At 53.5% G+C, this 12,574-nt stretch carries 12 protein-coding genes; 2 read left to right on the forward strand and 10 right to left on the reverse strand.

Translation table 11 applies throughout. The features are described from left to right. Positions 1-40 precede the first annotated feature (40 nt). The 8 genes from KGZ92_10520 to KGZ92_10555 all read right to left on the reverse strand — a co-directional run bounded on the left by KGZ92_10520 (position 41) and on the right by KGZ92_10555 (position 7,918). Positions 41-604, reverse strand: a complete 564-nt coding sequence (locus KGZ92_10520; GenBank protein ID MBS3889700.1) for a GNAT family N-acetyltransferase — start codon at positions 602-604, stop codon at positions 41-43. An 18-nt stretch (positions 605-622) separates the two neighbouring features. Further along, positions 623-1,330, reverse strand: coding sequence for a purine-nucleoside phosphorylase (gene deoD / locus KGZ92_10525; protein MBS3889701.1), 708 nt, complete (start codon positions 1,328-1,330; stop codon positions 623-625). 78 nt (positions 1,331-1,408) lie between these two features. Continuing rightward, entirely contained in the window at positions 1,409-2,653 is a 1,245-nt protein-coding gene (locus KGZ92_10530) for a hypothetical protein (protein ID MBS3889702.1), read from the reverse strand. After that, positions 2,650-3,744, reverse strand: a complete 1,095-nt coding sequence (locus KGZ92_10535) for an endospore germination permease (protein ID MBS3889703.1) — start codon at positions 3,742-3,744, stop codon at positions 2,650-2,652. Before KGZ92_10535 ends, KGZ92_10530 begins: the two co-directional genes overlap by 4 nt. 4 nt (positions 3,745-3,748) lie before the next feature. Continuing rightward, on the reverse strand, positions 3,749-5,299 hold the full coding sequence (locus KGZ92_10540) for a spore germination protein (protein ID MBS3889704.1): 1,551 nt from the start codon (positions 5,297-5,299) through the stop codon (positions 3,749-3,751). An 87-nt stretch (positions 5,300-5,386) separates the two neighbouring features. Further along, positions 5,387-5,938 (reverse strand): hypothetical protein, encoded by a 552-nt coding sequence (locus KGZ92_10545; protein MBS3889705.1) that lies wholly within the window; start codon positions 5,936-5,938, stop codon positions 5,387-5,389. 42 nt (positions 5,939-5,980) lie between these two features. After that, entirely contained in the window at positions 5,981-7,366 is a 1,386-nt protein-coding gene (locus KGZ92_10550) for a sensor domain-containing diguanylate cyclase (GenBank protein ID MBS3889706.1), read from the reverse strand. A 159-nt stretch (positions 7,367-7,525) separates the two neighbouring features. After that, entirely contained in the window at positions 7,526-7,918 is a 393-nt protein-coding gene (locus KGZ92_10555) for a (deoxy)nucleoside triphosphate pyrophosphohydrolase (protein MBS3889707.1), read from the reverse strand. Positions 7,919-8,058: 140 nt separating this feature from the next. On the opposite strand from KGZ92_10555, the gene trxA reads away from it, so the two are divergent. Then, on the forward strand, positions 8,059-8,379 hold the full coding sequence (gene trxA, locus KGZ92_10560; protein ID MBS3889708.1) for a thioredoxin: 321 nt from the start codon (positions 8,059-8,061) through the stop codon (positions 8,377-8,379). Positions 8,380-8,430: 51 nt separating this feature from the next. Here trxA and KGZ92_10565 read toward each other — a convergent pair whose 3' ends face one another. After that, positions 8,431-9,681, reverse strand: coding sequence for an MFS transporter (locus KGZ92_10565; GenBank protein MBS3889709.1), 1,251 nt, complete (start codon positions 9,679-9,681; stop codon positions 8,431-8,433). A gap of 98 nt (positions 9,682-9,779) precedes the next feature. On the opposite strand from KGZ92_10565, the gene KGZ92_10570 reads away from it, so the two are divergent. Next, positions 9,780-11,234 carry a 4Fe-4S binding protein gene (locus KGZ92_10570; GenBank protein MBS3889710.1) on the forward strand — a complete coding sequence of 485 codons (1,455 nt, stop codon included), beginning with the start codon at positions 9,780-9,782 and terminating at the stop codon, positions 11,232-11,234. A 62-nt stretch (positions 11,235-11,296) separates the two neighbouring features. Here KGZ92_10570 and KGZ92_10575 read toward each other — a convergent pair whose 3' ends face one another. After that, a complete protein-coding gene (locus KGZ92_10575; protein MBS3889711.1) occupies positions 11,297-12,568 on the reverse strand; it encodes an alkaline phosphatase family protein in 1,272 nt (423 codons plus the stop codon). Between the last annotated feature and the right edge of the window lie 6 nt (positions 12,569-12,574).

Below are 12,574 nucleotides of genomic sequence, written 5' to 3' on the forward strand. Positions count from 1 at the left end.
AAGAAAGGCCTAGCGCATGCTAGGCCAATTTACCTACAACTTACACCACGCGCCCAATCCTCTTGGCCATGATGATGTCCGGCTGGCCAAAGCCGTTGGCGTCGGGCATTATGCCGACCACCACGTAGCCAAGTTTACGGTAGAAGGCCAGGGGGTGATTGTTGATACTCTCGAGGTTCTGAGCATGCAGCAGGGGGTCGGGATAAACGTCAAGGCCAAAAATATTAGTCCCGTTACTGACATCGTCGGTGCCAAGATAAATGGTCAGGGCGCCAAGCTCGCGCACTCGCTGTTCAAGCTTCTCGACAAGCAGGGTGCCTAAATTGTGCCCGCGGCTATCCTCCCTGATGACTAGCGGATGCAGCTCGTAGACATTGCCATTATATGTCTCTATACCGCCAATCCAACCCACAATATCGCCCAGTTCATTTAAAGCCACAAAGTTAATTCTGCCCTCTTCGCAGGCCTCGACCACCTCGGTGCGGGCGGACTCCATCGTCGGATACCCATCTGCACCCGGAAAAGCCATGTGGATGAGAGTAGCTAACTGCTCGGCACGGTTTTCCGTATAAACGTCGCGTAAATCCACTATTTTCACGGTCATTTCCCCATCACTCCTTAGTTACGCCAGTTCGAGAGCAATCTCCATCATCTGCGTAAAGGTGTTCTGCCGCTCCTCGGCCGAAAGCGCCTCGTGCGTGACCAGGGAGTCTGAGACCGTTAAAATACACAGCGCTTGCACACCGGCCCTTGCCGCATTCATGTAGAGCGCGGCCGCTTCCATCTCCACAGCCATTACGCCCATTTTTGCCCACTTCTGCCATGAAGTTGGGTTGTCGTCGTAGAAAATATCTGAGGAGAACACATTGCCCACCTTGACGGCAATGCCCTTCTGCTCCGCTGTAGCGACTGCCTTTTTCAGCAAAGCCCAAGATGCGGTTGGCGCATAAGTACCGGGCAAGGCATACTGACTAGCGTAGTTAGAGTTAGTCGACGCCGCCATGGCGATGACAATGTCGCGCACCTTGACGTCTTCGAGAAATGAACCGCATGACCCCACTCTAATTAAGTTCTTGACCCCATAAAAGTGAATCAACTCATAGGAGTAAATACCTATGGAAGGCATGCCCATGCCGCTTCCCATAACGGAAATCTTCTTACCCTGGTAAGTGCCTGTATACCCGAACATATTACGCACCGTATTAAATTGCACCGCATCCGCAAGGAAATTATCGGCAATAAACTTTGCGCGCAATGGGTCGCCGGGCAAGAGCACCGTCTCGGCAATAATGCCCTTTTCGCGCACCCCGATATGTGGCGTCGGAATCATGTGGAACACACTCCTTTAAACTTTCTTCTGCCCTATTATAACCTCACACACGCGCCAAGCATAGCCTGTACTAGGGTCTCACTTGTCTACAGGTTCGAGTCTCAGCAGCTGCAGACCCATGTTGCGGATCTCTACCTTTGTCTGCACGCCAAAGGTCGCCGTCTTAAGCTGGTCGCGCCACCCCTTGCTGTCCCACTCTGCGGGGTATTTTAGGCGCACCAATTGGCCTAGACTTAAGGCGTCGCTGCCGGTAGAAACCAGTCTTTGCAGGGCCTCCAGCATGTTTTGCTCAAACGTGCTCGCGATGATCTTTTCAAAAAGCTCGCTATTCTCCTGCTTACTCAGGTCTACAGTGCCGGCATAGTTGTGCAGACTGAGCCTCACATCTAGTCGTAAAGTGTAATGTGGCCGTCCCTCGGCTAGGTCGAGACTCCAATCGGCGCGAGCGCCCTCTATACTAAGGGTCATGACGCTGCCCCCGGGGAAAAATCTCTCGTCTGGGGCAAACAAGACCTTCATGAGCATGGCGTCAGCAATCCCCATTGCTACGAAGACATGCTGTGCCATGGGCAAGGTCAGTTCCCCTACCATGGTATCGCCTTGCCACAGGGCTGCCCCCACCACCTGAACATCTTCAGGAGGGGGACTTGGCAAGGCATTTTTGCCACCGCCCTCGGCCTGCTGGCCACCGCCCCCCGCGCCCTCTGCGCCTTGCCCCGGCGGAGGACGATGCTCGAGAGTGCCTATGGGACTAAGGAGAGCGGTGATGGCATCTGCGCCTGGCGTCATGACATGTGTGACAAAGTCGTACAGAGTCGTGGCTGGTGCGTCGCTCCGCCGCACAGCTCTGTGCAGAATATCTCTCAGGTGCACAGCGATGCGCTGATGATCGGGCGGAGTAACAGCTAGTAATTCCTGCGCTGTGCCACTGGCCACGAGGACATAGGCACCAAGACGCAGGTCGGGGTGAGCCATGAGGTCGTTCACAAACGAGGAGAGAGGCTGCTCGGCCGCTTGCCGACCTATGACGATGACCGAAAGGACGCCGAGAGACAACTGCTGCCCACTGCTGTGGTGCAACATGGCCAGAGCTTCACCAAAACTATGAGCGCGAAAGGTCAGCACGCGATTCTCTCGGGCGCGCTTTTCTTCCATTAACGGGTGTATTACAGTCACTGTAAGGTGTGGTTGTTCGGGCACCCAGTCTAGCCCTATAGCAGTGGCAAAAATTCGCTTTTCTACGGGCAGGGCATCCCAGCAACCGGTCATGAGCAGGGAGCAAATTGTTAAAGTCAGCACCAGCAGCCGCCTAGCCGTAATCATCGCCCGAGCCTGCGCTCTCTCTTGTTGACGAAGTAGGCGAGGGGCAGCAAAAGCACCGCGCTTAGTGTGACAAACAAAATGTCGAAGGTGCCAAAATAATCGGCGAAGGTGATTAGCCTCCTTAGTGGTGTCTCTCCCCAAGTGGATACGAGAAGAAAGGCGCCCAGAAACACTGCTGTTTTCTCAAAGTTCGCCTTGGGGATTAACCCCTGAATGAGCCGCGTGCCCATGTAGAGCTGGGTTCCCGACGTTACCACGACCATGCCGAGCCACATAAAGAGGGCCAAGCTATCAAACCGCTCTATGACCGAGGTCTCGGCGATACTTAGCATCACTAGCGTCGGCACTAGAAGGCGAGTCAGATGTTCTACGCCAAAAAACGCGAGTGCCGCCACGGTAGTCAGGGTGTAAATAGCGGTGACAAAGACCATGGCCCAAAACACTGCGCGGGCAGAATTCTGGGGTTTTTCGAGATGCGGGTAGCTAAACAGCAGTATGTCAAAACCTGCGAAGCTAAAGGAAGCCGACTTGGCGCCGGCGAGGAGGGCGCTAAGATCTGTGTCCCCAATTACTGGTTGAAGATGAAAGAGATGCCCCCGCAAAAGGGTGGCTACAACCAGCAGCATGAAGGGCAACCACACCATAAAGCTAATTTCTGCAAAGCGAGCTAGGCCGCTTATGCCTATTACAGCGGCCAGCACTGACAAGAGCAGCACTATGCCCGCCAAGACGCTGCTTGGCGTATGCATGAGCATGCGGTTAGTAATAATGGCGGCAAAAATACGCATTGTTAACACTATAAAGAAGCAGCATTTTAGAAAGTAGAGCAGCAGCCACACGCGCCCCACGATGGGCCCCATAAGCCTTAGCCCCCAGCCTGCTGGGTCTTCCTCCGGAAAGTAACTGGCTAGTCGGTTAGAAAGGAGCGCCACTATGAGGAGCACCAGCCCGGCAAAGGCCACGACCACCCAAGCGGAGCGTCCCGCATCTTGTGCCGCCACGCGCGGCAAGGAAAAAATGCCATTGGCAATTAAGGCACCGATAATGAGTACGCCATGCTGGAACGATGTGAGCCGATTTCTCACCCGCATGAGTTCATGACTCCTCTCGCAGGCGCTTAGCTTGGCGGGGGTCAGCACTGCGGTAGGGCTTACGAAAGACAAAGTCAGAAAGACTGCTAAGGCGTAGCGGGGCCAGAGGGCGCAAGTAGGGTTCGCCCAAAATTTCTAGTGAGGCCATGTGGATAACCACCCCTACCCATACGGCTGCAATGCCTATCCCCGAAAGGGCTCCCGCCGCCGCTAGCAAGGTGTAGCGCAAGAGCCTCGCTAGGCCAACGACACGGTAGTCGGGTGTCGCAAAAGAGCTAATGACGGAGACCGACACCACAATAACTAAGAGCGGGCTCACGAGTCGAGCGAGAATAACAGCTTGCCCCAACACAAAGCCCCCTACCACACCGACAGTCTGACCAATCTTGGCCGGTATCCGCAAAGCGCCCTCTTGCAGGATATCGACTAGCACCAACATCAGCACAGTCTCAATGACAGGCGGGAAGGGAATGCCCGCCCTAGCGGAAGCCACGGCAAAAAGGAGATCGGTTGGCAGCACTTCGTAGTTAAAAGTGGTGATAGCCACATAGAAGGCGGGAAGAGTGGTAGATAAAAGAAAGGCCACCATGCGCAGCGCCCGCATTAGCGTGGTCACGAGGTGATGCTCATAGTAGTCTCCCGGGCTTTGGAAAAGGTCGCTAAACCCCGTAGGCAGGATCATGGCCTCTGGTGAGCCATCGAGCAGGAGAGCGATACGACCCTCCAGGAGGTTGCCTGAAACGCGGTCGGGGCGCTCGGTGTGAATGGCTTGCGGAAAGGGCGACCAAGGGCTTTTGCCAATGAGCGTATGCAAGTACTCTGTCTCTAGCAGGCTGCCGACATCTATGTCCTTGATTTTCTGGCGCAACTCGGCGACCGTCTCGCGCGTCGCTAGATCGGTAAGGTAGAACATCATCACTCGCCTAGGGTTCCTGCGGCCGAGGTCAAAAGTCTCAATACGCAGAGTGGGTGCTGGCACCTGTTGCCGAATTAAGGCGAGATTGGTCTCTAGAGACTCCACAAAAGCCACTTTTGGGCCAAACACCGTCGTCTCTATTTCGGGAGTGGAAGTAGTGCGGCCAATACTGGCGCGTGTGCCGACCACTAAGGCTACCTTAAGTCCTTCTGCAAGTAGTACCGTTTCGCCAAGCAGTATGCGCTCCATGGCTACGCCTAGGTCAGACAAGTCGGCGACTGAAGCTGACGATAAGAGGTTGCGGACCGCGTCTACACTGGTGTTACGCGTGGCAATGTCTACTAAGGCCGCTATGCTGGAAAGCGGCATAATAATAGAGTTCGCGATGCTCTTTTCATCCGCCAAACTCCGCAGATAGAGGGCCGCAACTCTACTACCGTTAACTCCGAGACGAAACTCGCGCGCCGCGAAATCAGGGGCATGCCCTAGCTGCTCCTGTAGGTACAGTACGTCATGCTCATAACCTTGCAGGGGAATACGGCTTGTCTCTGACACTAGCTTGTCCCCACCGGTAAGCCAGGCCCTGATTTTGTCCCACCACTCTGCCACTTTAATCACCACCGCTTTTATTCTCTGCAATAAATACCATTTAATGCAGAGAGCAGCGACAGCGACAAAGGGGAAGGTTCTTTTTGTTTCAAGGCGCAGCACTTTCAGCCCCGCGTACTAGTGCTGCGGACTTATGCCTGTACGAGAAGCTCCCCCTCCTAGTAGGCTCTGCAAAATCACCCTGTAAGCAGGCGAATATGCCTGCCGATACTCTGCGCTGTGGCGTGCGGCCGGGTAGCCCTGCTCCCTATACCCCACAAGATATCGCCCGAGCTCTTGTTCGGTAAAGGAGAAAATCGCTTCGTGCGTCAGCGTTTTAAGTAACTCTAACTTCACCAAGAAATTGCTTGTGCTGCCCGTTCTCGCGGCGGCTGTAGCAACAAACATGTTATTTACTTCCTCGAGCGTGTAACAAGCGTTGTCAAGGGCGGCTAAGTATAGCCGCACATACCCATTGCCTATGTCTTCATATAGTTCAGCCCCTGCACCCTTCGCAATTGCGGCATATTCTTGGCACAAAAACTGCAACGAACTCTGCGGGTCTTTCACTAAGTGCCCGCTGCCAAATTCGTTTTGGTAAAGAAGTTTGACGGCGTCACAGGCCTGCATTAAAGGGTAGCGCGCAACATGCCAGCGCAGCACGGACTCTAATGATCTATCTTCACTCACGGTGCACCTCCCTGCAGAAGAGGTAGGCCTAGGTTCGTCTTCTTAGCTAGATCTACCCTTATCACTAAACATGCGGCTATCGGCGACGGCGATGAGCGTTTCGATTGTCTCTCCATCGTCAGGAAAACTAGCTACACCGTAACTATAGGTGCAGGGGACCACGCTGCCCCCCTCTAAAAGGGGGTCGGTTAGCAAGGCGACAAGACTTTGCCTGAATTTTTCGCACAAGGCCTCCGCGGAAGCGTTGAAGAATATACCGATAAACTCATCACCGCCCAATCTAGCCAAGACATCGCTCTTGCGAGTTTCGGCAAACAGGGCCGCGGCAATTTTTCTTAGCACTTGGTCACCCACTAAGTGTCCATAGGCGTCATTAACATACTTAAGCCTATCTACGTCGAAAAGCACGATATGAAAACTCTCTTTATACCTCCGCGCCCGCTCGAGCAGGGCCCCCGCTTGCCCATCAAAGTACCACCTATTATTGAGTCCGGTCAGCTGGTCGTGCCTAGCGAGGTAGGCTTTCTCTTGATAGAGAAAGTGGTTGGTGACCGCGATCTCTATATTGTCGCGAATAAAGATCATGGACTGTAAATCATCATCATCAAAAGCGGCCAATTCAACCGAGTCCACACTTACACAGCCGATAAGTTCTCCTTGAACATATATAGGCGCGATGACGGTAGAACAGATGCACCGCCCGCCTTTGTCTTCCGTGTTGACAAAGTAAAAGGTGTCAATCAGACGCAGATCAGGCACATTGACGACGCGGTCCATCTTGCCGCGTGTGGCGCGGTAAAGAAAAGACTCCTTAATCGGCACTTTAAAGGATCTCAAATCGTCCGCAAAGCCGGCCCCGGCTCCAAAAACAAAGTATTCGCCTTCCTTGAGCAGCACCGAGCCAATGGCAGCCCTCGGAATCGCCTGTAGCGCTTTAGTCAAAATAACCTGGCACAGCTTCTTAAAGTCTTCCACCTCGAGCACCGTCTGCGTAACCTCGAGCATCAGTTCGCGTAGCCGAGAGAAACGCCTCAGTTTTCGTTCGGTGGATTTTTTCGCTGTTACATCGAACAAATGAATTAGTGCCAGGGTTATCCCCTCTGAAGATACACTCCTACACCGGCACTCTAACCACAACTCCTGTGTGCCGTCACGCCAAAGCCTGCCCTCGGCGAAAGACTCACCCTCCTCTAGCGCCCCCGACCAGAGAACATCAAGTGGCAGCTCCCGTAGAGCATCGTTTGCTTCTGCTGCATTTTCCGCGCAATCGGCTATGGTTTTGTCCATGCTTAGTAGCTGCCGGCACTTTTCATTCAGCGCGACAACTTTGCTGCCGTCAAAGAGCAAAGTGGCCACCGGCAGTAGCCCAATAGCCCAGCAGAGATCACTCCTATTCACCGGAGCGGCAATACGAGGCGACTGCAACACAATACCCCCCGCCCTAGGTCCTCTTCCTAGTGTCCAAGCCCTGTGTCCTAGCACTCATTACCTATGCTCATACTAACATATTTTATGCTTTTTTCACATGAGGGAGCCTACTTACGCCTCTTCTACTTGCAGGACCTACTCCCAGGCCAACGGCGTGACTTACTCGCCAAAACCTTGCTGGCAGCGCTTGGCGATAGGAACATCGGCCGGAAGCAGGCTGTACGTAAGCAGCTCGCTCGGCCTTACCCATCTATAGGCGTCGTGCACAGACATAGTGAGATGGCCGGCTATAATCTCGCACCTATAGGCCAGTAGGCGAATAGCGCCACCAGCGGTCAGGTAAACACTTTCGGCTACAAAAGACTTAATGCCAACACGAACGCCACATTCTTCCATCATTTCTCTCACCAAACACTCTTCGGGCGTCTCACGGGCCTCCACTTTTCCACCGGGGAATTCCCAGCTACCGGCATGCTTTTCACTAGGGGCGCGGCGCGCCAGCAGCACCTCTCCCGCCTCATTCAACACAATCGCCGCCGTAACATCCTGCATTTTCACACCTTCTTTTTTCTTAAGGTACTGCCGCTACCGAGGCTATTTCAAGGCCGGCGCGCCAGTATTGACAAGAGACGGTACATCACCTAAACTAGTTAGTAGCATACCCTAGGGGGTATCTGAAGGAGGAGTTTTCCATGTTGCATGTAACTGACAAAAATTTTACCGAAGAAGTACTCGCCGCTCAAGGCGTGACTGTGGTGGATTTTTGGGCGCCATGGTGCATGCCCTGTCGCATGCTCGGCCCCATCATTGATCGTCTGGCCGAGTCCTATACCGGCAAAGCCAAAGTAACAAAAGTCAATGTCGATGAGAACCAAGTCACTGCGGGCAAGTACAATATTATGGCCATTCCGACCGTGCTAATTTTCAAAAATGGCCAAGAAATGCACCGTATCCCTGGTGTCATGCCAGAAGCCGCACTGAAACAATTGCTTGATAAGACACTCTCCAGTTAAGACCCATTGTCTAGCACTGTGTCATAGTAACCTGCGAACCAGCCCTCTGTCCTAGACGGTACCCTGTTTAGCTTTATCAGGCTGTGACACGAAGAACATGAGCCCTGCGGAAACAAAGCAGAGCAGCCCGAGAAAGACGAAAGCAGCTGCGTAATTATTATTTGTCGTTTGCAAAATAAGCCCAGTTGCTACGGGACCTAGCAGGCCAGAAACAAAGCCGAAAGACGTAAAAACTAAGCCAAAGATGACGCCGAAGTGCTTGAGGCCGAAACATTCGGCGATAAGCGGCGCAGAACAGGCAAACAGTGTGCCGTAGCCAAAGCCAATGGCTGCGGCGAGAAACAATATCAGGCTTAGAGAACTAACGGAGGCTAGCATCAAGTAGGCCACACCAGCTAGCACAAAACTAAGCGCTAAAGTTAACTTCCGCCCCAAAACATCAGAGAGTGCCCCCGAAACTAAGCGACTCAGTCCATTCGTTAGATTGAAGGCGGCCAAAATACTAGACGCACCCGCGAGGCCAAGCCCGAGGTAGAGTCCATAGCGCACCGATTGCGTGACCATGGTAATGCCAGCGGCACCCATAAACGACCACACCAGCCATAGTAGCCAAAAATCCTTCGTGCGTACGGCTTGCGCCGGGGTCAAAGTTAGGTTAATGGCCTCGGCTTGGCTCGCTGCTGCACTAGACGGGCTACGGCCCTCGCTCGATGCGGGCTCCGAAATAAGCTGCGCGGCCAGTAGACCGATGACCAAGGTGAAGGCGCTAATAGCAAGACCAAGAGTAGCGTGCCCATAAGTATCGAGCCACAGACGATATAGAGGCACTAGTAGGGCCGAAGATATGCCAAAGGTCAGATTGACGATGCCTGAGACCGTTCCTTTAATATGAGGATAACACCGCTGCACAATGCCGATACCCGGAGAGTAGATGAAGCAGGTTGCCGTCCCGATAAGAAACGCCCAGCCGTAAATCATCCAGACATTTGTAACCACCGCCGTCATGGCTGCAGCCAACGCGGCGAGCACTGTACCGAGCATAATCAAGGACTTAGCGCCTAGCCTGTTCGTCCACTTACCGACGACAAACATGAAAATGCCAAGTGCGGCTAAGAGAAAGAACATCACATAACTCAGAGCACCTGCACTTACCCCTAGGCTACTACCCCACACGGTGGACATCAGCCCTGGCAGCCCGAACACCAGTGACCCTGGGAAAAAGATGGCCGCTGCCGCCCCTACTACCACCCACATCTTGCCTTGCCCTGCCAATTTCTGCGTTGCCTGCGTTGTTTTAGTCAAGTAACATCCCCCTTAATCTTCTCCCTCCTCACTTCGCCACCGAGGAGCGATAACCTCTTTGCACAGGTATGTCCAAAAAAGCAATAAAGGAGGCTGCTATGCGTACATTCAATATCAAAACAAAGCGCACGTTTTCTGCTCTTCGCCAGTATGGGTGGTTATTCACGCTGACCGTGGCTTTTGGCGGCCTATGGTACCCCCGACTTGGCCTCTTGGTTTTCGGTGTAATATTTTCGTTAGCGGTTATGTCGCTGTTTAAGGGCCGCTACTGGTGCGGCAACTACTGTGCCCACGGCAGTCTTTTTGACCATATTTTGCTGCCACTCAGTCGAAATCGTAAGATACCTAATGCGCTTAAATCAGTGTACGTACAAGCGGCCGTCATGACTTGGTTTATGTACAACCTAGGCTCGCGTTTTGTGCGCGTGGCCGGTCTCTGGGGCGAGCTACACTTTTGGGATCGCCTAGGGTTTGTTTTTGTCATGAGCTACCTCATGGTGACCATTGTGGGCGGCACGCTGGGCCTTTTATTTGCGCCACGCAGTTGGTGTCAGTTCTGCCCCATGGGCACCATGCAAGTGCTCATGTACAAACTTGGCAAGATTTTGGGCTGGACTAAGAGGAACGACCGCAAAATTACGCTCGAAGCCGCGGTCAAGTGCCACAAGTGCGCTAAGTGTGGACGCGTCTGCCCCATGCAGCTCATGCCGCACACAGCCTTTTCGGCAGAGGGACAGTTTAACGACGAAAACTGCATCCGCTGCCTGACATGTGTAGAGAACTGCCCTGCGAAAGCGCTCACGCTCTCTACGACAGATGAAGCACGCCTTGTGGTGGGACAGAGCAACACTACGGGCTACAAAGGACGTCTGAAAATCACGGCGACGATTACACGCATCGAACAATTGTCTAAGGATGTGCGCGAGTTTACCTTCTCTTTCGTAGAGCCGCCCACTGTCGCCTACCTGCCTGGCCAGTACTTCGTAGTCAAAGTAGAGGATAGGCCTGAGGTCTATCGCGCCTACTCTGCCGCCAGCGGAGAAAACAACCAGAGTGTGCGCCTCAGCATTAAGTACATGCCTGGCGGGTACGGCACGAGCAAAATATTTGACGAATTTAAGGTGGGTCAATCGCACCAACTCGAGGGTCCTATGGGGAATGCGTTACTCGTTGACCTTACGGCGAAGAAATTCCTCTTAGTGGCCGGCGGTATCGGCATTACACCCTTCATCCCCATAGTCGATCAACTCTTGGCAGCAAACAAGCAGGTCACACTTATTTACGGCGTGAACACCCCTGACGAGTTCATCTACGATGAGATTCTAGCCAGCGCGGCACAGAAATCGGGCAACTTGCGCTACCTGAAGGTTGTGGCTTCTCCTACTCCCAATTACACCGAACGCAAAGGTCTAGTCACCGATCTACTGGCCGAGCTAGACTTAACTGATCACAGGATCTACATGTGCGGCTCAAAAGGCATGGTCACAGCGACTACGAAAGCTCTTATGACTCGCGGCATAAAGGAAGAGCACATTTCCGCGGAAAGCGCCTAATACTTTGACCGACAAAACCACCAAATCCCCCTGGCCTTTAGCCAGGGGGATTTATCATAAACTTAGCCCAGCCCGGCAATCGGTCGCCCATCCCTACGGGAAAAAGGCAGCCCTAGCAAGTTGGCCATGGTGGGTGCGATATCCACCATCTCTAAAGCGCCTAAATCGCCACGCCTTAACACGCCATTGCCCGCAGCTATAAAGAGACAAGTATAGTCCGGTTTGTGTGGCGAGTACCCATGGGTGGCATACTGCTTGCCGGGCGCAGTAATGTAGTGCACAGTTGGTTCGGCGATGGCTTCGTCGAAGTAGTAACCTTGGCGCGCTTCTATCACTGCCGCAATACCATGTGCCCCACACAGGTCGGGAAAAGCTGCCGGACCGTGCACTGCCTCTATACCATACTTGTCTTCGCCCGCAGCTTCTAAGAGTATCGCCATAGCTTTTTCATGCGCTGCCAAGTCACCCTCACGCACATAGAGGTAGGCACTGCCACCCGAACATTGCACATAGGCGCGCCATTCGCTCTTCCCGCCATCAAGATTAATTAGGCCCTGCTCACGCAGCAAATTGTTGGGTCGCACTCGGTAGTCGACATTTAGTTGGCCGTGGTCGCCAATGACCAAGAAAGCGGTCTCCGCAAAAGTACCGGCCGCCTTTGTCGCCCCGATAATGGCGGCCAAGCGGCTATCCATGCGCTCTAAGGCCTGCCTGGCTTCAAGGCTGTCTGTTCCGAAGTAGTGCTTTTTGTCGTCAAGATCGATTAAGTGTATGAGCATCAGGTCCGGCCGCTTAGTCCTTAGGGTATGCACAGCGCTTGCGGTGACAAAGTTGTCGAGCGCAGGCTGACTTGCCCCCGAGCGCAAACGTCCAAAACGTAGCTCTAGCTCAAGGCAAAACAAGGGGCTCCCATGGCGCATTACTTTGAGCGCTTGGTTTTCTCCTGGTAGTGCCGCAATTTCTGGCAAATTGTAATTGATGTTAGCACCGCCCGTGACCGGCCACAGTAGCGCTGCAGTACGTAAGCCATGCACAGAGGCTACCTCGTAGATGGTCTGTGCCCTTATAACGCGGCTATACCAATACCAGGCCTTTTCTTTCTCTGGCACTAAAGGCTGCAGGGGATTGTTGTGCAAAATACCGTGTGTCGCGGGGTGCACCCCTGTGACCATGGTCGTGTGTACCGCATAAGTAAGCGTAGGAAAGACACTGCGCAGCTCTCGGCTAAAAGCACCTTGTTCCAGCAGGGCACGAAAAGTGGGGAGGCTATTCACTTGCTCCCAGTTGTCGACTGACAGAGCATCTACAGATATGACGACTAAGCGTTTAGACATATGCCC

This window comes from Bacillota bacterium (assembly GCA_018333655.1).
Lineage (GTDB): Bacteria > Bacillota > UBA994 > UBA994 > UBA994 > BS524.